This is a genomic window from Amycolatopsis sp. NPDC114478 (assembly GCF_055633805.1).
This window is the reverse complement of record NZ_JBVKDO010000036.1, coordinates 14,241-40,266: the sequence shown is the minus strand read 5'-3', so window position 1 is coordinate 40,266 and position 26,026 is coordinate 14,241. Positions and strand designations below refer to the sequence as shown.

Sequence of the window (26,026 nt, the reverse complement as noted above, 5' to 3'; positions counted from 1 at the left end):
CCCGAAGCTGTCATTGTGACTACGGCCGGCCGTGTTCTGGCTTCGGATCGGGGTGGATGGCAGACCGAACAGGCAGGCGACACGACGGTGTATTTCGCCGTTTGCGGTGCCCGGTGCGTTCTCCCGGCTGACGACGAACCCGATCTAGCACGACCCGAACTTGAACGGTGTCCTGAGTGCAGTCAGAGCGCGTGGTGGTAGGCGCCGGACTACCCACCGGCGAGGGCCCGCGCGGTGTCGTTGAGCGTCTTGACGATCTCGCGGGGCGTTCCTGGCGTCACAGCACCGAGGCAGGCAGTGGATTCGGCACCTTCGGAGCACCAGCGAACGGCAACCAGGCGGTTGCGGGTCGCTCATGCCGTCCCTGGTCCCCTCTAGCCCCTCCACCAGCGCCGCGCCCGGGTGATGGGCGCGGCTGAACACGGCATGATCGACTAGACCGACTAGCCGCGCCCTCACCGTAGCCGATCAGTCACCTCGGGTGGAACGAAACACCACAAACGCCCATCGCAAGCACGCGAGCGCAGCAGGGACCGCACCACGTTAAGAGCGGCAGCGACCGTGATCGCGAGTCGCCCGCCTATTCATCGTCCGCTCGGCTGCGGGTACTCCACGGGACCAGTGGTGTCGTAGCGGATCATTGCCGCACGGGTAGCTGCCACGTAACCCCAGGTAACCAATACGAACAGGACCGCAGCGATGGCGAGGGTGATCCATATAGCCGGCCGGCCCCGATCCACGCCGAACGCGATGAGCACCGCGATGCCGCCGGTGGCAAGCACAAAGACGAACAGCGACAACGCCGCCCAGAGCAACTCGACCAGCAAGTCCGGGCCGAAGCCAGTGGGATGGCTGCGGAGAGCCAACTGGAGCGCCCCCAGCCCCCACACGCAACACAGGACGAGCGCGACGACCGTCCACACGGTCCCGGCCATGATGCGCATCCAGACTCGCCGCCCCGACATGGCTCTCTGTCTAGCCGAGGCACCACACGATCACGGCCGGCCTCCGCGTTCGTGATCGATCCGTCATGTCGTCGGCGGCGAGAACCGACAGATGGTTCTCGCCGAGTTTGACCCGCGTCGCCGAGCTGGCCAATGCCGCTAGCGCGAAGACGTCCTCCTCACCTCTCAAGTGACGGACGAACGCATGCCCGCGCACGCCACCGAGAAAGCAGCCCGTCACGGAATCCATCGCGCAATCTGACGGATCCGACGTACGTCCAGCGACGGCGCGTGACGACGTGAGGTGAAACACGGTCCGGATCGGGTGTGGTCCACCCGACACGATGCGCTGGTCGGCCCACCGCCCCCACCGTGTCACAGACGAGCCACCGGCTGGTCGGGCTCGTCTGTGCATCCGTCTTAAGTAACGGGGGTTCGACCCCCAGAGAACACGAGCGAAACCGAAGAGAAGGCCCAAGCTCCGAAGGAGCGAGGGCCTTCTCGAAGGTGGAGGTGCCGGGAATTGAACCCGGGTCCTCTGGCGTATCAACAGGACTTCTCCGTGCGCAGTCCGCTACGTCTCTACTTGGCTCCCTCAGTCACGCGAACAAGCTGAGGTGACGAGCCCAGCCACTGTTTGCTTCACGACAGTTCCCCGTGGCCGGGACTGCCGCTGAGCCTCCTAGCTGATGCCGGTACCCGGGCCGGAGGCGAACCCGGGCCGACAGAGACGCACTCGCTCAGGCGGCGAGGGCGTACTCGCGCTGACTGGAGTCGGCGCTTATTTGGTTGCGATGACGCTTAACGGTGGTCTCTCGCCTGCACCGGCACGCTTCTCCTGAATCAACGTCCAAAGTCGAAACCGTTCACCCCCTCGGTGGGAACACAACCTGTACATCATAACGCGGGGGGCCACCGCTTTACTCCAGGTGGGTAGGGCCAGCCCTACCGCGGGGATGCCCGCGCGCACCATGTCGTCCGCGGCCCCGAACGACGACCCTGGACTCCAGCAGAAGGGAGCCCGGTGATGGGTAGCGTGAGGCGGGATCCGCCGTTCGGTGGCTCGGTGGTGTTCTTGCTGATGAACCTGCCGGTGGGGGTGCTGGCGTTCGTCTTCTTGACGGCGTTCTCGGCGGCCGGGCTGGGAACCGCCGTCGTGTGGGTTGGCGTCGGCTTGCTCGCGCTGATGGTCTTGGCCGTGAGGGGGGCCGGACGGCTGGAACGGGCCCGGGTCTACGCCCTGCTGGACCGGTACATCGACCTCCCCTACCTGCCGCTGCCCGCGCACGGGCAGAAGGACCGGTGGAAGGCCCGGCTGAAGGACCCCTCGACGTGGCGGGACCTCGCCTACTTCTTCTTGCTCTTCCCGCTCGGCATCATCGAGTTCGTGCTGGTGACGACGTTCTGGTCGACGAGCCTGGCGCTGGCCGGCCTGCCGATCTACTTCCGGTGGCTGCCGGGTGGTGCGTACTACTTCCCGTCGGACGACCTGCGGTGGCTGACCGTGGATTCGACGGTGGAAGCGCTACCGTGGGCAGCGCTGGGGGTGTTGTTCATCGCGTTGTCGGTGGCGCTGACCAAGGCGCTCGCCGGGATGCACGCCCGGCTGGCGAACGCGCTGCTGGGGACGACCGTGGCCCAGCGCCGTCGGATGGAGCGCTGGTGGGAAGACGCGGAAGAGAAGAACCTGGTGGCGGGATGACCGAGGCGCAACCCCTGGAGCACCCGCGGCCGCACCCGGCTCGCACGATCGTGTACATGATCGTCAGCTTCTTCTTCCGGATCCTGCAGTTCGTGCTGATCGTGACGGGCATCGCGGTGGGGGTCGCGACGGCGGTGGTGTGGATCGGGTTCCCGATCCTGCTGGCGACGACGAGCTTCATCCGCTGGTCGGGCGATCGCGAGCGGAACTGGCTGGGGACGATGCTGCTGGTGCCGCTGCCGCCGGTGCAGCGGCGGCCCTACGAAGAGGGCCAGCCGCTGCTGCGGCGGTGGATGGTGCGGCTGAGCGATGCGACGACGTGGCGTGACCTCGCGTACCTGATGGCGGCGTTCCCGCTGGCGTGCGCCGAGGTCGGGATCGCGCTGGCGTCGATCGTGCTGCTGCCGATGGCGGTCTGGGTGACGCCGTGGCTGGGCTGGCTGCACGGCGAGCTGGGTATCGCGCTGCTGGGCCCGGACCGCACGAAACGGCTCGAGCAGAAGGCCGAGCGGCTGCAGGCTTCGCGTGCTCGGGGCGTGGACGCCGCCGAGGCGGAGCGGCGCCGCATCGAGCGTGACCTGCACGACGGCGCGCAGCAGCGGCTGGTCGCGGTCGCGATGAGCCTCGGGCGGGCCAAGTCGAAGTTCGACCACGACCCGGCCGCGGTGCGGGAGCTGATCGACGAGGCGCATTCGGACGCGAAGCTCGCCGTGTCGGAGCTGCGGGACCTCGCGCGCGGCATCTACCCGGCCGTGCTCGGCGACCGCGGGCTGGACGCGGCGCTGTCGGCGCAGGCGGCGAAGTCGCCGATCCCGGTGGACGTCCACGTGGACGTCGAGCCGCGGCCGCCGGCGGCGGTGGAGACGACGGCGTACTTCATCGTCGGCGAGACGCTGACGAACATCGCGAAGCACTCCGGAGCGTCCGAAGCGGGTGTGAAGGTGTGGCGGACCGACGACCACGTCGTCGTCGAGATCACCGACAACGGTCACGGCGGCGCCGAGGTGCGTCCGGGCGGCGGCCTGGCCGGCCTGGCCGACCGCGCCGCGACGATCGACGGCGTGATCACCGTCGTCAGCCCGGTCGGCGGGCCGACCGTGATCCGGGCTGACCTCCCCTGCCAGTGGTGAATAGGCTGGACCCCGTTCATCCACGAGCTTGGGGGCCGGATGCGGGTAGTCATCGCCGAAGACGCCGTGCTGTTGCGGGCCGGGGTGACCCGCCTGCTCGCCGACGAGGGCATCGAGACGGCCGCGGCCGTCGACAACGGGGACGACCTGCTCGGCGCGATCAAAGAACACCGTCCCGACCTGGCCATCGTGGACGTCCGGATGCCCCCGACGTTCACCGACGAGGGCCTGCGCGCGGCCCTGGCGGCCCGCAAGGAGGTTCCCGGGCTGCCGGTGCTGGTGCTGTCGCAGTACGTCGAGGAGTCGTACGCGGTGGAGCTGCTCTCGGGCGGCGCCGGTGGGGTCGGCTACCTGCTGAAGGAGCGCGTGGCGGACGTCGACGAGTTCCTGGACGCGGTCCGCCGCGTGGCGAACGGCGGCACGGCGATCGACCCGGACGTGATCGCCCAGCTGATGGCCCGCGGCCGCCGCAACCCGCTGGACGCGCTGACGGCGCGCGAGTCCGAGGTGCTGGGCCTGATGGCGCAGGGTCTGTCGAACACGGCGATCGCGAACTCCCTGGTCGTTTCGCACGGCGCGGTGGAGAAGCACATCGGCAACATCTTCTCGAAGCTCGGCCTCGAAGCGAGCGCGGAGGAACACCGCCGCGTCCGGGCCGTGCTGACGTACCTGGGCCGCTGAGCCCGCCACTGCTCGACGGCGGCCTGCTCGTCTTCACGCGCGTGCGCGCGGTGCGGGCCTTGGCCACGGCGATCCGGCTGGTCATGGGCATCATGGAACCGAGACCAGCGACGGAAAGTGACCGCAAGTCCCGTAGGGTGGACGTAGGGTCACCCGTTCCGCGGGCGGCACCTCGCACATCGCTCACCTACCATGAGCGGACCCGTCGGGAAGGAGCGCGCAGATGACCGACGAGACCCGCTGCGTCCGCTTCTTCGGCGGCCCGCTCGACGGCCGCGTCCAGGAGCTCGGGGACGCCGAACCGGTGCCCGGCACCGTCATCCGGCACATCCACCTGCACGGTGGCCCGAAGATCGAGACCCGCTACGAACTCGGCCTCACCGAGAACGGCTGGGAGTACCGCGTCGCCGCGACGCAGCACGAACCCGAGCCCGACGGCCTGAGGTAGGGAGAACCCCCGTACCCCCCTGGGGTTGGCAGGACCCCCAAGACGCGGGTCAGCACCGCTGTTCCGGCGGCCCGGAGCCGCCAAGCTCGACAGCATGCAAACGAGCCGGGACCGCTTCCTCGACGTCGTCCGGGCGGGGGCCATCCTCGCCGTCATCGGCCAGCACTGGATCATGCCGGTGCTCTCCTACTCCGACGGCCACCTCGCCACGGGCAACGCGCTCGCGACGCCCGGCTGGTGGGTCGTCACCTGGCTGTCCCAGGTCATGCCGCTCGTATTCTTCGCCGGCGGCGCGGCCAACCTGATCTCCTTCCGCCGCGCGCCATCGACGCGGACCTGGCTCGGCGCGCGGCTCAAGCGCCTGATGCTGCCCGTGCTGCCGCTGATGGCCGTCTGGCTCGTCATGCCGGACTTCCTGCGCGGCCTCGGCGTCCCACCCCAGCCGCTGCAGGTCGGCAGCGCGATCGCCGCGCAGCTGCTGTGGTTCCTCGCCGTCTACGTCCTGGTCGTGCTCCTCACCCCGCTGATGGTCGCCGCGCACCGGCGCTGGGGCCTCAAGGTCCCACTCGTCATGGGGGTCGCCGGGGTCCTCGTCGACGTCGCCCGCTTCAACGACCTCGGCTACATCGGTTACGCCAACGCGATCTTCGTCTGGGTCGCCGTCCACCAGCTCGGCTTCCACTACGTCGAAGGCCGCCTCGGCACGCTCACCCGCCGCGCCGCCCTTTCGCTCTCGGCCGCCGGTTTCGGCGTCACCGCGCTGATGGTCGCCTTCGGCCCGTACCCGGCCAGCATGATCGGCATGCCCGGCGCGCCGGTGTCGAACATGAGCCCGCCCACCGTGCTGCTCGCCTTCCTCGCCGTCGGCCAGATCGGCCTGCTTCTCGCCTTCCGCCCGCAGCTCAACGCCCTCGCCGAACGCCCCGGCGTCGGTACCGCGCTCAGCTGGCTCGGCGCGCGGTTCATGAGCGTGTACCTCTGGCACATGCCGGCGCTGATCGTGGTGGCGGGCGTGACCGTCTACGGCCTCGGCTACGAAACGCCCGAGCCCGGCACGCTGCTCTGGCTCGTCATGGCGCCCGCGTGGTTCGCCGTGTGCGGCATGGTGCTGCTGGGCCTGCTGCGGCTGTTCGCGCACTTCGAGATGCAGCGCGACACCGCCGGCGTCACCGCGCGGATGCCGCAGCTCGTCGTCGCCGGCCTGATGATCTCCGGTGGACTGCTCGGCCTGGCCGCCCACGGTTTCGCACCGCTGTCAGACGGCTTCGCGCACGGCCCGGTGCCGTGGGTGGTCCTGGCGACGGCCGGCTTCCTGCTGGCGAGCAAGCCCGTGCCGGTGGTCGACCTGCTGGGCCGCGCGGTCGTCGTGAGCGAGCGGGCAGTCGTCAAGCGTTGAGCAGCCGCAACGGGGTGTCGTGCAGGACGGCTCGCAGGAACGGCTCCCCCAGGCGATCGTCGGCCGCCCAGCCGGCGATCGCCTGCAGCTGCGTCGCGTACGAGTACGGGATGTTGGGGAAGTCCGTGCCGAGCACGACCCGGTCGGCGAACTCCGCCAGCCGCGCGGTCCAGTCCGGCGGCAGCGGCGACATCCGCTCCGCGAACGGGACGCCGACCATCGTCGTGTCCAGGTGCACCCGCGGGTACTTCTCGAGCAGCTCGAACGCCGTCCCGAACTCCGGCATCGCCGCGTGCGCGAGCACCGCCGTCAGGTCCGGGTGCGCGGCGAGGACCTCTTCGAAGACCGACAACCCGGTGAAGTCGCCCCGCAACGGACCGTGTCCACAGTGGACGACTACGGGCACGCCGGCGTCGGCCAGCGCGCCCCACACCGGCTTCAGCAGCTCGTCACGCGGGTCGTACGCGCCGACCTGCACGTGCGCCTTGAACACCCGGGCGCCGGCGCGCAGCGCACCGTCCACAGCGGACCCGGCGCCGGGTTCGGGGTAGAACGTCCCGGTCGGCACCGCGTCCGGAACCCGCGAAGCGAACTCCAGCGCCCAGTCCGTCAGCCACTCGGCCATCCCCGGCTTGTGCGGGTAGACCAGCGGCGCGAAGCGCGTCACGCCCAGCGAACGCAGCGTCGCCAGCCTGTCCTCTTCGGACGTCCGGTAGAACACCGGCCAGTCGGTGCCGTAGTGCGTCGAGGCCCGGTCGAAGTACGCCCAGACCTTGTCCATCACCGGTTTCGGCAGGAAGTGGACGTGCAGGTCGACCAGGCCGGGCAGGCCCAGTGACGCCGTCCAGCGCGCGACATCGCTGTCGGAGGCCGGGCCCGGCGTCACTCCGTGAACCGGCCCTTCAGCGCGCGGCCCATGGCCTTCCTGATGTCGCGGTCCGCGTCGCGCTTGGCGAGCGCCTGCCGCTTGTCGTAGGCCTTCTTGCCCTGGGCCAGCGCGATCTCGACCTTGACCTTGCCGTCCTTGAAGTACATCGACAGCGGGACCAGGGAGAGCCCGCTCTCCTTGGTCTTGCCGATCAGCTTCTCGATCTCGCGCCGGTGCAGCAGCAGCTTCCGGGTCCGCCGCGGCGTGTGGTTGGTCCACGTGCCCTGCGTGTACTCCGGGATGTGCACGTTGCGCAGCCACACTTCGCCGTCGTCGACCGTCGCGAACGCGTCCGCCAGGGACGCCTTGCCCTCGCGCAGGCTCTTCACCTCGGTGCCGACGAGCACGAGACCGCACTCGTAGGTGTCGAGGATGGAGTAATCGTGCCGCGCCTTGCGGTTCGACACGATCACCTTCTGGCCACGTTCCTTGGGCATACGACCACTCTACGTGATTCCGGAAACTACCAGCAGCTGGTTAAACGACTAGTGCCGCACGTACAGGCGCAGCGTGACGTACCCGGTGATGGCGGAAATCACCACGGACACCCCGAGCAGGATCGGCGCGACCGGGAACAGCAGCTCCAGCGTGGTGATCTTCGGGAACACGTCCCCGGTGAACACCGAATCGAGGAAGCCGGCCTTGGTGATGATCAGCATGATGATCCCGATGATCGCACCGAAGGCGCCGGCGACCACCGCCTCCAGCAGGAACGGCAGCTGTGTGTACCACCGCGTCGCGCCGACCAGCCGCATGATGCCGACCTCGGTGCGCCGGGTGAACGCGGACACCTGGATCGTGTTGGCGATCAGCAGCAGCGCCGCGATGGCCATGATGAGCGCGGCGCCGAACGCCATGTTCCGGACACCGTTGAAGGCGTTGAAGACGCGGTCCAGGAACTTCTTCTGGTCGTCGACCTTCCGCACGCCCGGCTTGGTGCTGTACTCCTGCACGATCGACTCGCTGCGGTCCGGGTCCTTCAGCTTCACGTGCAGCGACGCGGGCAGCGACTCCGGGCCCGTCAGCTGGATGAGCTCCGGCTGGCTCTCGAAGATCTTCTTGAAGCGGTCGAAGGCCTGGTCGCGGTTCTCGAACACGACCGACTCGACGCCGTCGTTGCTTTGCAGGGACGAGCGAAGCGACTGGCACAGCGACTGCGTGCAGTTCTTGTCGTTCGCACTGATGTCGTCGGTGAGGTAGACCGAAACCTCGACGTCGGCGAGGAAGTTGGACTTCATCTTGTCGATCGTGCGCACGGCGAGGAGGCCGCCGCCGAGCATGGCGAGCGACACGGCCGTGGTCAGGATCATCGCGATGGTCATCGTGACGTTCCGGCGCAGGCCGGTGATTACCTCACTGAAGACGAAACTGGCGCGCATGTCGGGGTCAGGTCCTTGATGTCGGGGGCTGGGGCGGGAAGGTCAGCGACCGATGCCGTAGACGCCGCGGGCGTCGTCGCGGATCACCCGGCCGAGCTGGAGCTCGACGACGCGGCGCCGCATGGAGTCCACGATGGAGTGATCGTGGGTCGCCATCAGGACGGTCGTGCCGGTGCGGTTGATCCGCTCCAGCAGCAGCATGATGTCCTGGCTGGTGTCGGGGTCCAGGTTCCCGGTCGGTTCGTCGGCGAGCAGCACCAGCGGCCGGTTCACGAACGCGCGCGCGATCGCGACGCGCTGCTGCTCACCACCGGAGAGCTCGTTGGGCAGCCGGTCCGCCTTGCCGTCGAGGCCGACGAGCTCGAGCACCTCGGGGACGACCTTCTTGATGGTCGGGGCGGGCTTGCCGATGACCTCGAGGGCGAACGCGACGTTCTCCGCGACGGTCTTGTTGGCCAGCAGGCGGAAGTCCTGGAAGACGCAGCCGATGGTCTGCCGCAGGCGGGGGACCCGGCGGCGGGCCAGTTTGGCGACGTCGAAGTTGGACACCATCACACGGCCCTTGCTGGGCGTCTCTTCGCGCAGCAGCAGCCGGAGGAAGGTCGACTTCCCCGATCCCGAGGGACCGATGAGGAAGACGAACTCACCCTTGTCGATGTTGACGGACACCCGCTCGAGCGCGGGCCGCGTCGAGGTCTTGTAGACCTTGGAAACCTCTTCGAGCCGGATCACGATTCGGCATACTACCCACCGGTGTCGTGAAGCCCCGGTTGCCCGGTCCACCCGGGTGGAGCAAGGGGCGTTTGCGCACGGTGAGCGGTCGAGCGGACACCCCTTGCGCCCGGATCAGGCCCCCGACTGCTTCCGCCACCGGATGCCGGCGTCGAGGAACCCGTCGATCTCGCCGTCGAGCACCGCCGACGGGTTGCCGACCTCGTAGTCGGTCCGCAGGTCCTTCACCATCTGGTACGGGTGCAGCACGTAGGAGCGCATCTGGTTGCCCCAGCTGGACCCGCCGTCCTTGAGAGCGTCCATCTCGGCGCGCTCCTCTTCCTTCTTGCGCAGCATCAGCCGCGCCTGGAGGACCTTCAGCGCGGCCGCCTTGTTCTGCAGCTGCGACTTCTCGTTCTGGCAGGAGACGACGATGCCGGTCGGCAGGTGTGTGATGCGCACCGCGGAGTCGGTCGTGTTGACGCTCTGGCCGCCGGGACCCGACGAGCGGTAGACGTCGACCCGGATGTCCTTTTCCGCGATGTCGACGTGGTCGACCTCTTCGACCTCGGGCAGCACCTCGACGTGCGCGAACGACGTCTGGCGGCGGCTCTGGTTGTCGAACGGCGAGATCCGGACGAGCCGGTGGGTGCCCTGCTCGACCGAGAGGGTGCCGTAGACGTAGGGGGCGGTCACCTTGAACGTCGCCGACTTGATGCCCGCCTCTTCGGCGTAGGAGATGTCGTAGACGTCGGTCGGGTAGCCGTGGCGCTCGGCCCAGCGCAGGTACATGCGCAGCAGCATCTCGGCGAAGTCGGCCGCGTCGACGCCGCCGGCCTCGGAACGGATGGTGACGACGGCGTTGCGGTCGTCGTACTCGCCCGAGAGCAGGGTGCGGACCTCGAGGCCGTCGATGGCCTTGCCGAGGTCGGCGAGCTCGCTCTCGGCCTCGGCCATGCTCCCGGAGTCACCCTCGGCCTCGGCGAGTTCGTACAGCACGCCGAGGTCGTCGAGCCGCTGGCGCAGGTCGGAGACCCGGCGCAGCTCGCCCTGCCGGTGGGACAGCTGGCTGGTGACCTTCTGCGCCGCCTCCGGGTCGTCCCAGAGGTTCGGGCTCGAAGCCTGCTGTTCCAGGTCGGCCACCTGGGCACGCAGCGCGTCCAGGTCCATCACCGACTCGATCTGCGTCAGCTTGCCGGTCAGGTCCCTCAGTGCCGCGTCGAACTCATCACTCACGTTTGTCAAGGTTACGGCAAAACCCACGACCGGTTGCGAGGACCGGTCGTGGGCGCGCGAACCTCAGGCCGCGGGGATGGCGTCGAGCAGCTTCAGCGCGGCCTTGGCCTGAGCCTGGGCGAACTCGCCGACAGCCTTTTCGTACGGCCCGTCGGCCGCCTTGGTGGCCGCCTTCGCGTCGTCGAGCTGCTGGCTGTAGCTCGTCCGAGCAGACTCGAGCAGCGACTGGCGCTGCTTCGCGGTCAGCGACCCCGCGTGCACGAGCCGCAGGATGAGCGGGCTGCGCAGGTGGTCGGGGCCGGCCTCGGACGTCAGCCAGGCCTTGAAGGCCTTCTTGCCGGCGGCCGTGATCAGGTACTGCTGGCTGGAGCGCGGGCCCTGCTTGCCGAGCCGGACGAGGCCTTCCTTGGACAGCGCCGGGAGCTCCCGGTACACCTGGCTGCGGGTGACGCTGAAGAAGGCGCCGAAACGCTCACCGGCTCCGGCGACGAGCTGCCCGCCCGTGGCGGGACCGTCGTGGAGCAGACCGAGCAGGGCGGCGGCTGTTGCATTCAATTCGGACACGTCCCCTAGATTCCCACTTATCGGCCGCTGTGTCCACAGTGGTCAGCGGATCTGTCCATTGTGGCTAGTGAGATCCCCTCGTTCGGCCCAATGCGACCAGGTCCACTGTGGACCGCGGACACGCTGTGCAACCACCGGGGCCGGAACTTTGGTCCAACCAGCCGCACGCGAGCCCCGCCGACGCCGCCAGGCAGGTGAGTTCGGCAGGGCGCTTTCCCCGGCTTGGCGCACTCCGGACACGCACCGCAACCACCCGGAAACGGGGTTCACATCGTGGGATCCGCAGTCATTCGAAGGTTTCACGGAAAAGTCGGCAGTGAAAGCCGCGCGCGCATGACAAAAGAGGCACGTTCCCGGATTTCCGAGAACGTGCCTCTTCGTGGTAGCGGGGACAGGATTTGAACCTGCGACCTCTGGGTTATGAGCCCAGCGAGCTACCGAGCTGCTCCACCCCGCGCCGTTGTGGTACTTGAATAGATTACACGGGGTGGCCACCGGGTTTTCACCGGGGTCCTCTAACGGGCTGACCAGGCGTTACGCCCCGCCGAGCCACTGGCGTGCTCCACTGAGGACCATCTCCAGGCCGTCCTCGAAGCGCGCGTCGACGTCGGCGAGCAGGTCACCGGCCTCGGCACCGCGGTACCGCTCGTCCAGCTGACCCGGCACGGGGTAGACCGCCTGCTCTTCGATGGTGAAGCCGACGACGTAGCTGTAGACGGTGAACAGCGCGTGGCCGGCGCGCCGTTCGTCCACACCGGCGTCGATGCTGCGCCGCAGCGGGCTCGGCCCGGCCAATCCGGTGTCGCCGAGGTACGTGCCCGCGAAAACCTTGCCGCCGTCGCGGTAGGACAGCATCATCCGCCGCAGCGCCCGCGCGCCGTGCGCGACGGCGTCCCACTCCCCCAGCCCCTCCGGCGGCCGCCGGTCCTCGGCCGAATCGGCGTACATCTGCGTCGCCATCTCGTCGAGCAGTTCCTGCTTGCTCTTCAGGTGCCAGTACAGCGCCGGCGCCTTGACGCCGAGATCCGCGGCGATCAACCGCAGCGTGAGCCCGTTGAGGCCGACCTCGTTGAGCAGCTTCAGGCCCGAACGCGCGATGTCCTGCCTGTTCAGGGCCATGTTCTCGGTTCTCCTCAGGTACCCGGCTTGACAGTTTAACGATGTTAAGGGCATCCTCTGGTCAGGTCAATTTAACCTTGTTAAGGAGCTGGGGATGAACGAGCTGACCGCGGAGGTGGTCGTCGCCGGGGCGGGGCCGACCGGGCTGATGCTGGCGAACGAGCTGGCACTGGCCGGAGTGGACACCGCTGTGCTCAAGCGGATGCACGAGCGGACGGGCTTGTCGAAGGCGCTGAACCTGCAGCCGCGCACGGCGGAGGTGCTCGACCTGCGGGGCCTGCTGGGCCGGGCGGAACAGCGGTCGTTCGCGACCGTCGCGGACGGACACTTCGCGGTGATCCCGGTGCCCTACACCGGCTGGGACACGCGCCACCCCTACCAGGTCGGCATCCCGCAGGCGCTCCGCGGCCACGAGCTGACCGGCTTCGAGCAGGACGCCGCCGGCGTGACGGTCACGGCGGGCGACCTCCGCGTGCGGGCGGCGTACCTGGTGGGCTGCGACGGCGGCCGCAGCGCGGTGCGCAAGGCCCTGCAACTGCCGTTCGAAGGGATCCCGGGCCGCGGCCACGGCGTCTCGGCGGACGTCCTGTTCCGGACGGCCCCGCCGGGCGCGCCGACGCAGTGGCGGTCGATGGGCGGCATGGTGACGTCGCTCAGCCCGGGCAAGTTCATCGGCCTGATCCCCCTGGGCGAACCGAACCTGTACCGCCTGAGCTACGGCGACCGGCTGAACCGCCCGGAAGACGTCCGGGCCGAGGTGCTTCGGCGACGAGGTGGAGATCGAGGAGATCCGCTGGGTGTCCCGCTTCTCGGACGACAGCCGGCTCGCGGAGAAGTACCGGGTGGGCCGGGTGTTCCTGGCCGGCGACGCGGCGCACGTCCACTTCCCCGCGGGCGGCCAGGGGCTGAACCTGGGTGTCCAGGACGCTGTGAGCCTGGGCTGGAAGGCGGCGGCTGTCGGGCATGGTCTCGGGGCTGGACATCCGTTACGCACCGGAGGAAACCCACCCGGCGGCGGGCGCCCGCCTCCCGGATTTCCCCCTGGGCAACGGCTTCGCGAGCGACTTGTTCCACAGTGGAAAGTTCGTCCTGCTGACGAAAACCCCGGCGCCGGGCCCCGCATCCGGAGGTAGTCGTGGCGGAGGTGCCGGAACTGCCGTGGCCCGACCTGACGAAGGTGCTGGTCCGCCCGGACGGTTACATCGCCTCGACGACGGGATCCACGGACGGCTGGCTGGTCTGATGCAAAAAAGAAGAGGCGCGGCCATCGGCCACGCCTCTTCTTCCAGTAGCGGGGACAGGATTTGAACCTGCGACCTCTGGGTTATGAGCCCAGCGAGCTACCGAGCTGCTCCACCCCGCGTCGTGACACCTACCTTACGCCCTCGTTTCCGATGGGTGCAAAGCAGGTGCCCTCTAGGTAAGCGACGTCACCCTCCCGGCTGCGAACTCGGCGGCGGAGTGCTGGTCCCCGGCGCCGCGGTCTTGGCCGACTCGTACTCCTTGGCCGCCGCGTCGAGCGCCGCCAGCGCCGCACCCTGGTCCGTGAAGTTCCCGGACTGCTGAGCCGCCCGCAGCTTCGCGAGCGCCGCCTGGATGTCCGTCACGGCCTTATCGAGCGCTGCGTTGCCGCCGCTCGAGTTGGGTGGCGTCGTCGTGGCCGGCGGGGTCGTCGTCGGTGGCGTGGTCGTGGGCTGGCCGGCCTGCGGTGGCGTGGTCGTCGCCGCGCCGGTGCCCGCGCCGAAGATCTGGTCGAGGGCCTCCTGCAGCGTCGCGCCGTAGCCGACCTTCGGCCCGTAAGAGACCAGTACCCGCGCGAGCTGGGGGTAGCTGTTCTGGTTGCGCTGGCGGATGTACACGGGCTCGACGTAGAGGAAGCCCTGTGCCACCGGCAACGTGATCAGGTTGCCGTAGATCGGGATGACGTTGGGGTTGTTGAACAACGTCCGGTCCTGCGCCACCCGTGGATCGCTCTGGAACCGGTTCTGCACCTGCACCGGACCGTCGACCTGGGTCGCTCCGGTCGCCGCGCTGGGTAGCTGGAGGACGCGGATCTTCCCGTAGTCGGCCGGATCGGCGGACACCGACATCCAGGACGCGAGGTACTGCCGCTGCAGACCGGTGAGCGAGCTGGTCAGCTGGAACGTCGGCTTGCTCTGGCCCGGGGTGTCGGCGAGGACGTAGTAGCCCGGCTGGTTGGCCGCGCCGGCCGCGGCCGGGTTGGCGCCGCCTTCGGCCGTCGGGTCCTGGGGGACGCTCCAGAACGCCTGCTGCGAGTAGAACTCCTGCGGGTTGCTGACGTGGTAGCGCGACAGCAGCTCACGCTGGATCTTGAACAGGTCCTCCGGGTAGCGGAAGTGCGACCGCAGGTCCGGCGAGATCTCGGAGCTCGGCTTCACGAGCCCGGGGAAGACCTTCTCCCAGGCGTTGAGGACCGGTTCCTTGTCGTCGATCGAGTACAGCGTCACGGTGCCGTTGAAGGCGTCGACGGTAGCCTTGACCGAGTTCCGGATGTAGTTGATCGAGCTGTTCGCCTGCCGGGCGACGCCGTTGAGCGAGTCGTTGGTCGCCGCGCCGAGCTGGGTCTGCTGCGAGTACGGGAAGTTGTTGATCGTCGTATAGCCGTCGACGATCCACTGGATCTTGCCGTCGACGACCGCGGGGTACGGGTCGCCGTCGAGGGTCAGCCACGGCGCGACCTTGCTGACGCGATCGCGCGGGTCGCGGTTGTACATGATCTTCGAGTTGTCGCCGATGGCGTCGGAGAACAGGATGTTGCGTTCGCCGTACTCGGCCGCGAAGGCCAGGCGGTTGAACCAGTTGTCGACCGAGACGCCGCCGGTGCCCTTGTAGTTGTAGCGGTCGGTGGCGGTGTCGTACTCCCCCGGCGCGCCGTTGCCGCCGACGATGGCGTAGTCGGAGTCCGCGGCGGACAGCTCGCCGTAGTAGATCCGCGGTTCCTTGACCTCGATGCCGGGCTGGCCCGGGCCGGGCGAGCCCGCGCCGGACGGGTTCTGCGTGTCGCTGGTGGTGGCGATCGGGTAGCCGCCGTCGGAGTTGGCGTCCTTGACCGCGCGGTCGATCGTGTTGGCCGGCGCGGCGACGAAGCCGTTGCCGTGGGTGTAGACGAGGTGCTTGTTGATCCAGCTGGTCTGGTTGCCGGTCAGGCCCTCGGTCTTGATCTCCTTGGCCGCGACGATGTAGTCCTGCGTCACGCCGCCGACGGTGTAGCGGTCGACGTCGAGCTTCGCGGGGAAGCCGTAGAAGTTCTCGCGCCCGACGCGCTGGGTGAAGGTGTCGGAGAGGATGTTCGGGTCGAGCAGCCGGATGTTCGACATCGTCCCGGCGTCGGCCTTGAGCTGGTCCTGCGTCGCCGACGAACTGCCCGTGTAGGGCTGGTACTGGACGTCGGTGAGGCCGAAGGCGCGGCGGGTGGCGTCCATGTTGCGCTGGATGGACGTGGCTTCCTTCTCGTTCGCGTTGGGCTTGACCGAGAACTGGTCGAGGATCGCGGGCCACGCGACGCCGACGAGGATGCTCGACAGGATCAGCAGCACGAGGGCGATGGCCGGTAGCTGCAGGTTCCGCAGGAAGGCACCGGCGAAGAACGCGATCGCGCAGATCACCGAGATGCAGAGCAGGATCAGTTTTGCGGGCAGCACCGCGTTCAGGTCGGTGTAGGTGGCGCCGATGAACAGCGGCATGTTCCGGTCGGACAGCAGCAGGTTGTACCGGTCGAAGAAGTACTCGGCCGCCTTCAGCAGCACGAAGATGCCGATGGTGACGGCGAGCTGCGCGCGGGTCGGGCCGGCGAGCTGGCCGCCCTTGCCCGCCAGCCGGATGCCGCCGAAGACGTAGTGCGCGATCAGCGCGCCGAAGAAGGAGACGACGACGGTGATGAACAGCCAGCCCAGCAGCCAGTTGAAGAACGGCAGGTCGAAGGCGTAGAAGCCGACGTCGTTGCCGAACTCGGGGTCGGTCTGGCCGAACGAGGTGCCGTTGAGGAACAGCTGCACGACCTGCCAGTCGCCCTGGGCGGACAGGCCGGCGATGAGGCCGGTGAGCACCGGGATGCCGACGCCGAAGAGCCGGATCCGGGCGACGATCGCGGACCGGTAGCGGGCCAGCGGGTCGTCGGCGCCGGAGATCGGCACGAACACCGGGCGCGTCCGGTAGGCGATCATCAGGCTGATCGCGAGCGCGCCGCCGACGAGCAGCCCGACGGCGAAGAACAGGATGATCCTCGTGACCACCTGGGTGGTGAACACCGAGCGGGCACCGACTTCACCGAACCACAACCAGTCGACGTACGTGTCGAGCAAGCGGGCCCCGAGCAGGAGCGCCAGCACGATCACCGCGGCGATGATGAGGAGGATCCGGCTCCGCCGGGACAGCTTCGGCAGGCTCACCGGGGGCCGAGTCGCCACGGTGCACGCTCCTGTCATTCGTCAGCACTTGAGCAGGGGCGCACGCGCCCCCTGATTCCCTAACTCTACGGATGCCGGGAGAAGTTCCCGGGACCCGCCCAAACCGGACTCGCGGCGTGGTCGCCAGGACCGGCCTGACACGATGTGCGCATGGAATCGCAGCAAGCCGGAGTGGCCGCTCTCGCCCGCGAGATCGAGGAGTTCATGGCCGCGGGCGGCTGGGACCAGCCGCCGCAGCTGTTCGCGCTGGTGCCGACGGCGGCGCTGCTGGACGAGCAGCCGGAGCTGGCCGGGCAGCTCGACCGGGCGAACCCGCTGACGCCGGTGGCGCAGGAAGCGCTGCCCGACGGCGACATCGCCGAGGCCCTGGCCCGGATCGCGTGGCCCGATCTGGTGATCGGGTGCGCGCTCGCCCAGGAGATCATCGTGCTCCCGCCGGGCTCGGAGTCCGAGCTGCCGGACGTCGCCGAAGCCGACGCGGAAAGCCTGCGCCGCGCGGCCGCCGACCACCCGCAGCGCACGGAGGCCCGCCTGGTGGCCGCGGTCCTGCGCGACGGCGAGGGCGCGTGCGCCATGCGGCTGCGCGGCATGGGCGGCGACGAGCAGGTCGACGAGATCGTCGAGAGCCCGGACCTGGCGCCGAACCTCATCGAAGCCCTCAAGGCGACCCTCCTGCCCTAGCAGGAGGTCGTCGGGCGGCCCGCCTTCAGGTTGGCCAGCTGGGCGAGCGCGTCGTCCAGTGTGGACACCTTGATGAGGTTGAGCCCCTCGGGCGCGCTGGTCTTGGCCTCGGCGCAGTTGTGCTCGGGCACCAGGAAGTCCGTGGCGCCGGCCTCGCGGGCGCCGACGACCTTGAACGAGATCCCGCCGATCGGGTCGACCTCGCCGGTCTCGGTGATCTCGCCGGTGCCGGCGATGTGCCGCCCGCCCGCGAGGTCGCCGGGCTGCAGCCGGTCGATGATCGCGAGGGTGAACATCAGGCCGGCCGACGGGCCGCCGACGTCTTGCAGCGAGATGTTGACGGTGAAGGGCGCGTCGGCCCGGTCGACCGCGGTGAGGCCGATGAAGCCTTCCTTGCGGTCGGGCCGCGAAGCGAGCGTCAGCGGCACGGTCCGTTCGGGCTGGCCGTCCGACTGGAAGGTGATCTGCACGGTCTGGCCGGGCAGCGTGCCGGCCAGCGCGTTGCGGACGTCGGCGGCCTCGACGATCTTCTTGCCGTTGACGGTGATCAGCTTGTCGCCGGGCGAGAGCACGTGGTCGGCGGGGCTGCCGGAGACGATCTGCTTCGCCAGCACCTTGATCGGGTAGCCGAGCTTGCGCAGCGCGGCGACCTGCGCGTTCGTCTGCGAGTCCTGCAGCTGCTGGATGTTCTCCTGCTTGACCTGCTCGTTCGTCTCACCGGGCTTGAAGTACTCCTCGCGCGGCGCGAGCGCGTAGCGGCCGCTGGCCCAGAAGCCGAGGCCCTGGAAGAGCGTGACGCCGTCGTGCAGCGAAACGGTCGTCATCCGGAGCTCGCCGGTGGTCTGCTGGGTCTCGTGCCCGGTGACCTGGATGACGGGGTTTCCCGCGGCGTCGCGACCCAGGGTGTCGTAGGTCGGGCCGGGGCTGATGGCCACGAACGGCACCGGCACGACCAGGCCGAGCACCACGAAGACGAGGAACAGCGCGCCGCTGACCACGAGCGTCCAGCCGCGGCGGGTCATCCGCCCGGCCTCGCCGGCGGGCTCGGCGCCGGGGTCCGGGCTGCTCTTCGCGGGCGCGGTCTGCTCGGAGGACTTGGTCACGCGTGACAGCGTACGGTGACCGTGTTCGCTTGTCGGTGAAGGCCACGCACATCGGTCCGGTTGACGCGCTCAGGGGGGTCCGACCCGCGTACGGTGGACACATGAGCAAACCCCCGTTCGGCTTCGGACCGTCCGATCCCGACAAACGAGGTGAGAACGAGCCTTCGGAGCCTTCCGGTGCCGAGGCCTTCAACCAGCTCGGGCAGATGCTGAGCCAGCTGGGCCAGATGCTCAGCCAGGCCGGCAGCTCCAGCGGGCCGGTGAACTACGACCTCGCCAAGCAGATCGCCCTGCAGAACCTGGGCAGTTCCGGCAACACCGGCGAGAGCCGCCTCGGCTTCCGCGGCGGCGACGACGCGAACGCCGCGGTCCGTGACGCCGCCCACCTCGCCGAGCTGTGGCTCGACGCGGCCACGGTGTTCCCGGCCGGCGCGACGTCCGCGGTCGCCTGGTCGCCGCGCACCTGGGTCGAGAAGACGCTCCCGACGTGGCAGCGCCTCTGCGACCCGGTCGCGCAGCAGATCTCGGGCGCGTGGATGCAGGCGCTGCCGGAGGAGGCCAAGCAGGCCGCCGGCCCGCTGCTGCAGATGATGGGCCAGATGGGCGGGATGGCGTTCGGCTCCCAGCTCGGCCAGGCCCTGGCGCAGCTGGCGTCGGAGATGCTGACGGCGTCCGAGATCGGCCTCCCGCTCGCCCCGGCCGGCACGTCGGCGCTGCTGCCCGCGAACATCGAGAAGTTCGCCGAAGGCCTGGAGCTGCCGAACAGCGAGATCCTGGTGTTCCTGGCCGCCCGCGAGGCGGCGCACCAGCGGCTGTTCACGCACGTGCCGTGGCTGCGCCAGCGCCTGCTGGCCACGGTCGAGGAGTTCGCGCACGGGATTTCGGTCGACACGTCGGCCCTGGAGTCCCTGGCTGGCCGCATCGACCCGGCCAACCCGGCGAGCATCGAGGAAGCGATGTCGTCCGGGCTGCTGGAGCCCCAGACGACGGAGGAGCAGAAGGGCGCGCTGCGGCGCCTGGAAACGCTGCTCGCCCTGGTAGAGGGCTGGGTGGACGTGGTGGTGGCCGAGGCGGTCGGCGATCGGCTGCCGGGAGCGGACGCCCTGCGCGAGACGCTCCGCCGCCGCCGCGCGACGGGCGGCCCGGCCGAGCAGACGTTCGCCACGCTGGTCGGCCTGGAGCTGCGCCCCCGCCGCATGAGGGACGCCTCCAACCTGTGGAAGCTGGTAGGCGACCGCCACGGCCTCGAGAAGCGCGACAGCCTGTGGTCCCACCCGGATCTGATGCCGACGGCGGAGGACCTGGACGAGCCGATCGACTTCGCGGACCGCGTAGGCGAGACGGGCTCCCTGGACGACCTGGACCCGATCGCGGAACTGGAGCGCACGGAGCAGGCCGAGCGGTCGGAGAAGAAGGACACCCCGCCCGAGGAGGGCGAGACGCAGGCGTAAGGCCTGGTCGTCTTCGGAAAGCCGGTGGTCCGCGGAAGCGGCCACCGGCTTTCTGCGTGTCAGCCTTGTGGCGACGCTTCAAAGAGCAGCCGGGGCAACCCGAAACCGCAGGTCACCCCGGCTACCCATCATTCACTCTTCGGTATCGATCCCCCACCCGGCGGCAGCGGCCAACCCCTCGAGGTACCCCATCGCCCGGTCCATCTTCGGGTACCGCCGCACCAGCGACCAGAACGCCGCGTCATGCCCGGGCTCGCGCAGGTGCGCCAGCTCGTGGACCAGCACGTAGTCCAGCACCCAAGGAGGGACCTTCCGCAGCCGGTCGCTGACCCGGATCGTCGCGTCGACCGGCGTGCAGGACGCCCACCGCGTGCGCATCGGCGGCACCCAGCGGACGCTCGCCGGCACCGCGGCGCCGTCCAGGTACTTCCCCGACAGCAGCGTGCAGCGCGCCAGCAGGACTTCGTCCGACGTCTTCGGGGGCGCCGGCCGACGTGGTTCCGCGCGCTGCAGCTTGCGCTCCATCTCGGCGACCCAGTGTTTCTCCTCCGCCCTGGTCATCCGCGCGGGGATGAGCACGACCAGCGTGTCGTCCTTCCAATACGCGGTGACCGTCCGGTGCCGGCGCTGGCTGCGCCGCACTTCGACCTTGTGTCCAGGTGTGTCCGACGGGGGGTTCGTATCCCCCCTGCCTCTCAGCGAGGGCGTCCGTGCTTCGACCACCCGACAACGGTAAGGCCAGGCACCGACAACTCCGAGCGCGTTGAGGTCACAGACACGAGTTGTCCACAGGCTTCTTCACTTGTGGACAACTCGGCCGATCCGGCGCCTTCCGGGGCTCGACGGACGCCCTCGGATGCCATCCTGCGGACATGATCCTCTCCACCGCGGACATGCCACCGGTGCTCCTGCCGGCCCATCCCGCCCTGCTCCCGGGCATCACCGTGCTCGAACGCGGGCCGCGGGAGATCCAGCTCGGGCTCGACCCGCGTCACGGCGTGATCGTCGAAGGGCTGCCACCCGACCTCGTCGAGCGGGTGCGCGAACTGGACGGCAGCAAGCCCGTCGAACGGCTTTTGCTCGCCGAGAGCGAACACCGTGATCAGCTGCTGACCCTCCTCCGGCAGCTGACCGCGCTCGGCCTGGTCACCGACGCGGGTGATCCGCACGGCCCGGGCTTCCGCGGCGAAACCGGCCTCTGGTCCCTGCGCGCCCGCCACCACCACCCCGCGCTGGCGGACCGGCGCCGCGCCGCAGCGATCACGGTGCACGGCGACGGCCGGGTGGCGGTCGCGGTCGCCGTCCTGCTGGCCAACGCCGGAATCGGCCACGTCGAGCTCGAACTACCCGGCACCGTGACCGAGCACGACCTGGGCACCGGCTTCACCGACGCCGACCTGGGCCGGCCGCGGCGGCAGGCCCTCGGCGACCTGCTCCGCCGCGTCGACCCCGACGTACGCGTCACCCGCCTGCACGACCGGTACCCCGAGCTGGCGCTGCTCACCGACGCCGTCGTCCCCGCGCCGGAGGTCGTCGCCGAGCTGATGGCGGACGGCGTCACGCACCTGCTCGCCCGGGTCCGCGACGGCACGGCCATCGTCGGCCCGCTCGTGGTGCCGGGCCGCAGCTCCTGCCTGCGGTGTGCCGACCTGCACCGGACCGACCTCGACCCGTGCTGGCCCCGCGTCGCCGGCCAGCTGACCGGCCGGCACCAGCGGCCCGACCTCGGCGCGGTTCACGCCTGCGCGTCGCTGGCCGTCGCCCAGGCCATGCGGCTGCTCTCGCCCGCGGAACCACCGCCGCCGACGTGGAACGCCACCCTCGAGATCGACGCCTTCGACGGCCGCATCCGCCACCGCGGCTGGCCCCCGCACGCCCGGTGCGGGTGCGGCGCCCCGGCGGTGCGACAGGAGACGTAGACCACTAACTCGCCGCGAGCAGGCTGCGCGCCGCCGAGGACGCAAGGCAGAATCGCGAGGGTGACCGACTTCCGCGACCCAGGCGATCGTGACACCGCGATGCCGCGCAAGGGTGCCGCCCGCACGGCCAAGCTCGCCAGTCTTCCGCTCGGGATCGCCGGGCGCGCCGTCGGCGGGTGGGGCAAGCGGCTGGCCGGCCAGAGCGCGGAGCAGGTCAACGCGACCCTGTCGGCGAAGGCCGCCGAGCAGCTGTTCGAGGTGCTCGGCACGCTCAAGGGCGGCGCGATGAAGTTCGGCCAGGCCTTGAGCGTGTTCGAGGCGGCGGTGCCGGACGACATGGCGAAGCCCTACCGCGAGGCGCTGACGAAGCTGCAGGCCGCGGCGCCGCCGATGCCGGCCCGGCAGACCCAGCGCGTGCTCGCCGAGCAGCTGGGCCGCACCTGGACCAGCCGGTTCGCCTCGTTCGACGACGAGCCGGCGGCGGCCGCGAGCATCGGCCAGGTGCACCGCGCGGTCTGGCACGACGGCCGCGAGGTCGCGGTCAAGGTCCAGTACCCCGGCGCCGACGAGGCGTTGCGCAGCGACCTGCGGCAGCTGCAGCGGTTCAGCAGGCTGTTCCAGGCGTTCGTGCCCGGCACCGAGGTCAAGCCGCTGCTGGCCGAGCTCGCCGAGCGGATGAACGAGGAGCTCGACTACCAGGCCGAGGCCGAGCACCAGCGCGCTTTCGCGAAGGCGTTCGACGGCGATCCCGGCATCCTGGTGCCGCGCGTGGTGGCCAGCGCGCCGAAGGTCGTCGTGACCGAGTGGGCGACCGGCACCCCGTTGTCCAAGGTCATCGCGGACGGCGACCGCGAGACGCGGAACCTGGCGGGCCGGCTGCTGGCCGAGTTCCACTACTCGTCCCCCGAGCGCGTCCACCTGCTGCACTCGGACCCGCACCCGGGCAACTTCATGATCACCGGGGACGACCGGCTGTGCGTCATCGACTTCGGCGGCGTGGCCCGGCTGCCCGACGGCATCCCCCGCCACCTGGGCGAGATGACGCGGCTGGCCCTCGACGGCGAGTCCGCCGAGCTCATGCGCGTGCTGCGGGAGAACCGGTTCATCCGGCCCGACAGCGACCTGACCGCGGACGAGGTGCTCACGTACCTGGCGCCGTTCACCGAGCCGCTGGCCGAGCCGACCTTCCACTTCACGCGCAAGTGGATGCAGAGGCAGGCCTGGCGGGTCGGCGACAGCCGCGGCAACGACTTCCGGGTCGGGCGGTCGCTCAACCTGCCGCCCGAGTACCTGATGATCCACCGCGTCACGGCCGGGTCGACGGGCATCCTCTGCCAGCTCGACGCGGAGATCCCGGCGCGAGGCATCGTGGAACGCTGGCAGCCCGGATTCGCCGCCTGAGTTGTCCACAGGCCGGGCCGTGAACGGACGGATTCCGGCGAGTTGTCCACAGCTGCGGGGAACGGGGTTCCACCCGGTTGGCCGAGCCGTCATGCTCGGTTCATGACTGCTACTCAGTGCACCGATCCACTGGCCCTCAGTAACCCCGGCGCGTGCGAGGTGATGAACCTCGAACAACTGCGAAAAGCCGGGGTCTCCGACCGAAGAACCCGGCGGCTCTGCGGCCCCGGCGGGCCGTGGCGCCGCCTGCACCCCGGTGTCGTCCTGCTGCGCAACAGCACCCCGACGCGGCAGCAGCGGCTGCACGCGGCGCTGGTGCGCTACGGCCCGCGGGTGGTGATCACGGGCGCCGACGCGTTGCGGGCCCACGGCGTGCAGTGCCCGGCGGACGGCGAGATCCGGCTGCTGGTGCCCGACCACTGCCGGGTGGCGCCCTGCGAAGGCGTCAGCGCGACGCGCACGGCCCGGATGCCGGAGCCGGTCGTGGTCGACCGGCTGTCGTTCGCCCCGCCGGCGCGCGCCGCACTCGACCTGGCGAGGGCCGAGCCCGACCCCGCGCGGATCCGGCACCTGCTGACGCTCCCGCTCTACTGGGGCCTGTGCGACCGCGAGGAACTGCTGACCGAGCTGGCGGAGGGGCCCCAGCGCGGCACGGCGTCGGTCCGGAAGGTGCTCCGCGAGCTCGACGAGGGGCCGATCCAGGCCCACGGCCTGGCGGCGCAGGTCATGGACATGGCCCGCCTGCCCGCGCCGACCTGGGACGTGACGATCTGCGACCGCCGCGGCCGTCGCATCGGCGACGCGGACGCGTGGTGGGACGAGCTCGGCCTGGCCTGGCAGTACCGCTGCAGCCCGGGCACCGGCGGGTTCTCCCACCTGGCCCTGGCGGCGACGGGGATCGTCCTGGTCCGTTGCACGGTCCGCCAGCTGAGGCAGGTCCCCCGCGAGGTGGCCCAAGAGCTGGCGAAGGCATTCGGCGACGCGTCCCGCACCCCGCGTCCCAAGGTCCGAGCGGTCCCGATGACCCCGATCGGAGACGCGGCATGACGAGCAGCCCACCGCACCAACCGGCAGCCCCAAGAACGCACCCGCCCGCGCGCGCCACCCGTCCGGCCGCCAGAACACCCGCCAATTCGCGCGCAGTCAGCCCGGTCGCTCAGCGGGCGCGCACCAGCCGTCCGGCAGCCGAACGCGCGACCGCTCAAACCGTCAGGAGCGTCCGCGGCGACCGATCACCAGTATTCGTCGGGCAGCTTGCCCTCGATGTCGCGCACGTGCTGCCGCGCGCAGCCCGGGCACAGCCAGGTGAGCGCACCCCGCTCGCGGCTGGACACCCAGGCGAGCGCCGTAGCGGGGTCGTCGTCGGCGCCGCGGGTCCGGCCGCAGCGCGTGCACACGACCGGCTCCGGCGCGCTCACGGCAACCGTCCACAGTGGATCGCCTTGGCACCGAACAGGAACAGGTCGTCACGCCGGCCGAGAAAGTCCGGCCCGTCCGGATCGATCAGCGCGGCGACGGCCGCGCGATCATCGGCGTCGAGCCGGTCCCCGGCCCACTCGGCAAGCCACCCGATCCGGTGCACGACGTACTCACGCAACAGGTCCGAGCCCGGCATGGGGTGATCGATGAGCGCACCGAACGACTCGACGTCCTCGAGCCCGGCCTCGCGAAGAGCCCGCGGCCAGCCGTAGGGCATGGCAACGCTGCCGGGCAGCCCGGCCCGCATCCCGGCGAACCATTCACCTCGCGCGGCGAGCAACCGCTGCTCCAGCCCGGGCCGCGCCACCCCGACATCCCAAGGGAGGCACCGCATTTCAAGCCCACCCTCGCCGACGGCAAGCACCCCACCGGGCCGCAAGAGCCCGGCCAGAGCGCACAAGGCGGCCTGCTGATCACCAACGTGGTGCACAACGCCCGACGCCCACACCAGGTCGGGAGCAGGCACGCGCCCGGCCAGCCGAGAATCGGCAAGGTCCCCGTGCACACCAACAACCTCGACGTCCCCACCGGCAGCCTCCCGCACGGCCCGCTGAGCCTCGCCGAGCAGCGCAGAGGTGGCATCAAGCAGCACAACGGTGCCCCCGCCCCGACGGGCAAGCTCACGCGCGAAGAGAACGCTCATCCCCCCGGCCCCACACCCGACATCAAGAACGGTAGGCGCCCCGGCCACACGCTCAAGCAACCGCCGAGCAACAGGCGCGAGAGCCCCAGCATCGAGGGCATCGGCCATGCGCAGCTGAGCAAGCCGGCCAGCCCAGTCGATGTCGTCATGGGTATGTGCGGACATCACCCCATTGAACACCAGCAACCCCACACGAACGGCACCTAAGGCAGCCAGCCCAAGCCCGCCCAGTGACCACCGTTCCGCAAGGCCGCGGGCCATCCCAGCAGCAACCCCGCCCGGCCACAGGCCACCCCCGCCGCAGCCCCGGTCGGCGACCCCGCACGGCCACAGGTCACCCCCGCTGGCAGCCCGGTCGACGACCCTGCATGGCCACAAGCCGCTCCCGCCGCAGCCCGTCCGGCGACCCCGCACGGCCACAGGCTGCTCCCGCCGCAGCCCCGTCCGGCCCCAGTCCCCGGCGTACCCAGGCACCGCTAACCAACGCAAGCCACCAGTCTCTGTAGCCGCAGCGACAGAGACCGGCCGCCCCACCGACAACCACCGGCCGCGGGGCGTCACCAGCGCTCCCTTTGACCGCCGGAAGCCCCGCTGGCGATGCCCGCGACCGGATCACCGACACAACGCCCCGCCGCTCAGTTGCAAGAACAGCGGCAGCGCTCAGCAACCACCACGCGGTCGGCG

Annotated in this window: 25 protein-coding genes, 2 tRNA genes, 1 other RNA gene and 1 pseudogene; 12 read left to right on the top strand and 17 right to left on the bottom strand. The window is 70.0% G+C overall.

The window, feature by feature from the left end:
* Nucleotides 1–584: 584 nt before the first annotated feature.
* The 3 genes from ACZ7OH_RS48510 to ssrA form a co-directional block, all read right to left on the bottom strand.
* The gene (locus ACZ7OH_RS48510) at nt 585–944 is read right to left on the bottom strand and encodes a hypothetical protein (protein WP_470287138.1); all 360 of its coding nucleotides are present in this window, start codon (nt 942–944) and stop codon (nt 585–587) included.
* Between the two features lie 31 nt (nt 945–975).
* Complete coding sequence (locus ACZ7OH_RS48505) at nt 976–1,194, bottom strand: hypothetical protein (RefSeq protein WP_470287137.1); 219 nt, start codon at nt 1,192–1,194, stop codon at nt 976–978.
* Between the two features lie 255 nt (nt 1,195–1,449).
* Nucleotides 1,450–1,818, bottom strand: a transfer-messenger RNA (tmRNA) gene (ssrA, locus tag ACZ7OH_RS48500).
* Nucleotides 1,819–1,971: 153 nt separating this feature from the next.
* Between ssrA and ACZ7OH_RS48495 the strand changes: the two genes are divergently transcribed.
* From ACZ7OH_RS48495 to ACZ7OH_RS48475, 5 genes are all read left to right on the top strand, one after another.
* Nucleotides 1,972–2,646 (top strand): sensor domain-containing protein, encoded by a 675-nt coding sequence (locus ACZ7OH_RS48495; protein WP_470287136.1) that lies wholly within the window; start codon nt 1,972–1,974, stop codon nt 2,644–2,646.
* Complete coding sequence (locus ACZ7OH_RS48490) at nt 2,643–3,776, top strand: sensor histidine kinase (RefSeq protein ID WP_470287135.1); 1,134 nt, start codon at nt 2,643–2,645, stop codon at nt 3,774–3,776. Before ACZ7OH_RS48495 ends, ACZ7OH_RS48490 begins: the two co-directional genes overlap by 4 nt.
* 39 nt (nt 3,777–3,815) lie before the next feature.
* Nucleotides 3,816–4,457: a response regulator transcription factor gene (locus ACZ7OH_RS48485; RefSeq protein ID WP_470287134.1), complete on the top strand. Its 642-nt coding sequence runs from the start codon at nt 3,816–3,818 to the stop codon at nt 4,455–4,457.
* Nucleotides 4,458–4,680: 223 nt separating this feature from the next.
* Nucleotides 4,681–4,905: a hypothetical protein gene (locus ACZ7OH_RS48480; protein WP_400902050.1), complete on the top strand. Its 225-nt coding sequence runs from the start codon at nt 4,681–4,683 to the stop codon at nt 4,903–4,905.
* 94 nt (nt 4,906–4,999) lie between these two features.
* Complete coding sequence (locus ACZ7OH_RS48475; RefSeq protein ID WP_470287133.1) at nt 5,000–6,301, top strand: acyltransferase family protein; 1,302 nt, start codon at nt 5,000–5,002, stop codon at nt 6,299–6,301.
* Here the strand turns inward: ACZ7OH_RS48475 and ACZ7OH_RS48470 are convergent.
* The 8 genes from ACZ7OH_RS48470 to ACZ7OH_RS48435 all read right to left on the bottom strand — a co-directional run bounded on the left by ACZ7OH_RS48470 (nt 6,291) and on the right by ACZ7OH_RS48435 (nt 12,238).
* Entirely contained in the window at nt 6,291–7,187 is an 897-nt protein-coding gene (locus ACZ7OH_RS48470) for an amidohydrolase family protein (protein ID WP_400902046.1), read from the bottom strand. The two genes, ACZ7OH_RS48475 and ACZ7OH_RS48470, sit on opposite strands and share 11 nt — an antisense overlap.
* Complete coding sequence (gene smpB / locus ACZ7OH_RS48465; protein ID WP_086683555.1) at nt 7,184–7,666, bottom strand: SsrA-binding protein SmpB; 483 nt, start codon at nt 7,664–7,666, stop codon at nt 7,184–7,186. The genes ACZ7OH_RS48470 and smpB overlap by 4 nt, the downstream gene beginning before the upstream one ends.
* A gap of 48 nt (nt 7,667–7,714) precedes the next feature.
* The gene (gene ftsX, locus ACZ7OH_RS48460) at nt 7,715–8,608 is read right to left on the bottom strand and encodes a permease-like cell division protein FtsX (RefSeq protein WP_470287132.1); all 894 of its coding nucleotides are present in this window, start codon (nt 8,606–8,608) and stop codon (nt 7,715–7,717) included.
* Between the two features lie 42 nt (nt 8,609–8,650).
* Complete coding sequence (ftsE, locus tag ACZ7OH_RS48455) at nt 8,651–9,340, bottom strand: cell division ATP-binding protein FtsE (RefSeq protein WP_086683549.1); 690 nt, start codon at nt 9,338–9,340, stop codon at nt 8,651–8,653.
* Between the two features lie 114 nt (nt 9,341–9,454).
* The gene (gene prfB, locus ACZ7OH_RS48450; protein ID WP_470287130.1) at nt 9,455–10,555 is read right to left on the bottom strand and encodes a peptide chain release factor 2; all 1,101 of its coding nucleotides are present in this window, start codon (nt 10,553–10,555) and stop codon (nt 9,455–9,457) included.
* A gap of 63 nt (nt 10,556–10,618) precedes the next feature.
* Nucleotides 10,619–11,119, bottom strand: coding sequence for a PadR family transcriptional regulator (locus tag ACZ7OH_RS48445; RefSeq protein ID WP_400902039.1), 501 nt, complete (start codon nt 11,117–11,119; stop codon nt 10,619–10,621).
* A 380-nt stretch (nt 11,120–11,499) separates the two neighbouring features.
* A tRNA-Met gene (locus ACZ7OH_RS48440) sits at nt 11,500–11,576 on the bottom strand.
* A 77-nt stretch (nt 11,577–11,653) separates the two neighbouring features.
* A complete protein-coding gene (locus tag ACZ7OH_RS48435) occupies nt 11,654–12,238 on the bottom strand; it encodes a TetR/AcrR family transcriptional regulator C-terminal domain-containing protein (protein ID WP_470287129.1) in 585 nt (194 codons plus the stop codon).
* A gap of 94 nt (nt 12,239–12,332) precedes the next feature.
* Here ACZ7OH_RS48435 and ACZ7OH_RS48430 point away from each other — a divergent pair.
* Nucleotides 12,333–12,920: pseudogene (locus tag ACZ7OH_RS48430) on the top strand (FAD-dependent monooxygenase); the annotation flags it as partial.
* A 91-nt stretch (nt 12,921–13,011) separates the two neighbouring features.
* Nucleotides 13,012–13,371 carry an FAD-dependent monooxygenase gene (locus ACZ7OH_RS48425; protein ID WP_470287171.1) on the top strand — a complete coding sequence of 120 codons (360 nt, stop codon included), beginning with the start codon at nt 13,012–13,014 and terminating at the stop codon, nt 13,369–13,371.
* Between the two features lie 156 nt (nt 13,372–13,527).
* Here ACZ7OH_RS48425 and ACZ7OH_RS48420 read toward each other — a convergent pair.
* Together ACZ7OH_RS48420 and ACZ7OH_RS48415 are read right to left on the bottom strand one after the other, a co-directional pair.
* A tRNA-Met gene (locus ACZ7OH_RS48420) sits at nt 13,528–13,601 on the bottom strand.
* A gap of 67 nt (nt 13,602–13,668) precedes the next feature.
* Nucleotides 13,669–16,683, bottom strand: coding sequence for a UPF0182 family protein (locus tag ACZ7OH_RS48415; protein ID WP_470287128.1), 3,015 nt, complete (start codon nt 16,681–16,683; stop codon nt 13,669–13,671).
* Between the two features lie 132 nt (nt 16,684–16,815).
* On the opposite strand from ACZ7OH_RS48415, the gene ACZ7OH_RS48410 reads away from it, so the two are divergent.
* Nucleotides 16,816–17,346, top strand: a complete 531-nt coding sequence (locus ACZ7OH_RS48410) for a PPA1309 family protein (protein WP_470287127.1) — start codon at nt 16,816–16,818, stop codon at nt 17,344–17,346.
* Here ACZ7OH_RS48410 and ACZ7OH_RS48405 read toward each other — a convergent pair.
* A complete protein-coding gene (locus ACZ7OH_RS48405; RefSeq protein ID WP_470287170.1) occupies nt 17,343–18,368 on the bottom strand; it encodes a YlbL family protein in 1,026 nt (341 codons plus the stop codon). The two genes, ACZ7OH_RS48410 and ACZ7OH_RS48405, sit on opposite strands and share 4 nt — an antisense overlap.
* Nucleotides 18,369–18,550: 182 nt before the next feature.
* Between ACZ7OH_RS48405 and ACZ7OH_RS48400 the strand changes: the two genes are divergently transcribed.
* The gene (locus tag ACZ7OH_RS48400) at nt 18,551–19,900 is read left to right on the top strand and encodes a zinc-dependent metalloprotease (RefSeq protein WP_470287126.1); all 1,350 of its coding nucleotides are present in this window, start codon (nt 18,551–18,553) and stop codon (nt 19,898–19,900) included.
* Nucleotides 19,901–20,032: 132 nt separating this feature from the next.
* On the opposite strand, the gene ACZ7OH_RS48395 is transcribed toward ACZ7OH_RS48400, so the two are convergent.
* Nucleotides 20,033–20,542, bottom strand: a complete 510-nt coding sequence (locus ACZ7OH_RS48395) for a M48 metallopeptidase family protein (RefSeq protein WP_470287125.1) — start codon at nt 20,540–20,542, stop codon at nt 20,033–20,035.
* A gap of 230 nt (nt 20,543–20,772) precedes the next feature.
* On the opposite strand from ACZ7OH_RS48395, the gene ACZ7OH_RS48390 reads away from it, so the two are divergent.
* The 3 genes from ACZ7OH_RS48390 (at nt 20,773) to ACZ7OH_RS48380 (ending at nt 24,267) form a co-directional block, all read left to right on the top strand.
* Nucleotides 20,773–21,819, top strand: a complete 1,047-nt coding sequence (locus ACZ7OH_RS48390; RefSeq protein ID WP_470287124.1) for a hypothetical protein — start codon at nt 20,773–20,775, stop codon at nt 21,817–21,819.
* Nucleotides 21,820–21,879: 60 nt separating this feature from the next.
* Nucleotides 21,880–23,220, top strand: a complete 1,341-nt coding sequence (locus tag ACZ7OH_RS48385; RefSeq protein WP_470287123.1) for an ABC1 kinase family protein — start codon at nt 21,880–21,882, stop codon at nt 23,218–23,220.
* Between the two features lie 162 nt (nt 23,221–23,382).
* Nucleotides 23,383–24,267: a hypothetical protein gene (locus ACZ7OH_RS48380; protein WP_470287169.1), complete on the top strand. Its 885-nt coding sequence runs from the start codon at nt 23,383–23,385 to the stop codon at nt 24,265–24,267.
* Between the two features lie 185 nt (nt 24,268–24,452).
* Here the strand turns inward: ACZ7OH_RS48380 and ACZ7OH_RS48375 are convergent, their stop codons facing one another.
* Nucleotides 24,453–24,638: a hypothetical protein gene (locus tag ACZ7OH_RS48375; protein ID WP_470287122.1), complete on the bottom strand. Its 186-nt coding sequence runs from the start codon at nt 24,636–24,638 to the stop codon at nt 24,453–24,455.
* A complete protein-coding gene (locus tag ACZ7OH_RS48370) occupies nt 24,635–25,507 on the bottom strand; it encodes a class I SAM-dependent methyltransferase (protein WP_470287168.1) in 873 nt (290 codons plus the stop codon). Before ACZ7OH_RS48370 ends, ACZ7OH_RS48375 begins: the two co-directional genes overlap by 4 nt.
* Nucleotides 25,508–26,026: the final 519 nt, after the last annotated feature.

What these genes read in the sequence shown, in the direction of transcription:
- ACZ7OH_RS48510 (WP_470287138.1), bottom strand. Translation starts at nt 944, where the DNA reads ATGCGCATCATGGCCGGGACCGTGTGGACGGTCGTCGCGCTCGTCCTG.
- ACZ7OH_RS48505 (WP_470287137.1), bottom strand. Translation starts at nt 1,194, where the DNA reads ATGGATTCCGTGACGGGCTGCTTTCTCGGTGGCGTGCGCGGGCATGCG.
- ACZ7OH_RS48495 (WP_470287136.1), top strand. Translation starts at nt 1,972, where the DNA reads ATGGGTAGCGTGAGGCGGGATCCGCCGTTCGGTGGCTCGGTGGTGTTC.
- ACZ7OH_RS48490 (WP_470287135.1), top strand. Translation starts at nt 2,643, where the DNA reads ATGACCGAGGCGCAACCCCTGGAGCACCCGCGGCCGCACCCGGCTCGC.
- ACZ7OH_RS48485 (WP_470287134.1), top strand. Translation starts at nt 3,816, where the DNA reads ATGCGGGTAGTCATCGCCGAAGACGCCGTGCTGTTGCGGGCCGGGGTG.
- ACZ7OH_RS48480 (WP_400902050.1), top strand. Translation starts at nt 4,681, where the DNA reads ATGACCGACGAGACCCGCTGCGTCCGCTTCTTCGGCGGCCCGCTCGAC.
- ACZ7OH_RS48475 (WP_470287133.1), top strand. Translation starts at nt 5,000, where the DNA reads ATGCAAACGAGCCGGGACCGCTTCCTCGACGTCGTCCGGGCGGGGGCC.
- smpB (WP_086683555.1), bottom strand. Translation starts at nt 7,666, where the DNA reads ATGCCCAAGGAACGTGGCCAGAAGGTGATCGTGTCGAACCGCAAGGCG.
- ftsX (WP_470287132.1), bottom strand. Translation starts at nt 8,608, where the DNA reads ATGCGCGCCAGTTTCGTCTTCAGTGAGGTAATCACCGGCCTGCGCCGG.
- ACZ7OH_RS48435 (WP_470287129.1), bottom strand. Translation starts at nt 12,238, where the DNA reads ATGGCCCTGAACAGGCAGGACATCGCGCGTTCGGGCCTGAAGCTGCTC.
- ACZ7OH_RS48415 (WP_470287128.1), bottom strand. Translation starts at nt 16,683, where the DNA reads ATGACAGGAGCGTGCACCGTGGCGACTCGGCCCCCGGTGAGCCTGCCG.
- ACZ7OH_RS48410 (WP_470287127.1), top strand. Translation starts at nt 16,816, where the DNA reads ATGGAATCGCAGCAAGCCGGAGTGGCCGCTCTCGCCCGCGAGATCGAG.
- ACZ7OH_RS48405 (WP_470287170.1), bottom strand. Translation starts at nt 18,368, where the DNA reads ATGACCCGCCGCGGCTGGACGCTCGTGGTCAGCGGCGCGCTGTTCCTC.
- ACZ7OH_RS48400 (WP_470287126.1), top strand. Translation starts at nt 18,551, where the DNA reads ATGAGCAAACCCCCGTTCGGCTTCGGACCGTCCGATCCCGACAAACGA.
- ACZ7OH_RS48390 (WP_470287124.1), top strand. Translation starts at nt 20,773, where the DNA reads ATGATCCTCTCCACCGCGGACATGCCACCGGTGCTCCTGCCGGCCCAT.
- ACZ7OH_RS48380 (WP_470287169.1), top strand. Translation starts at nt 23,383, where the DNA reads ATGAACCTCGAACAACTGCGAAAAGCCGGGGTCTCCGACCGAAGAACC.
- ACZ7OH_RS48370 (WP_470287168.1), bottom strand. Translation starts at nt 25,507, where the DNA reads ATGTCCGCACATACCCATGACGACATCGACTGGGCTGGCCGGCTTGCT.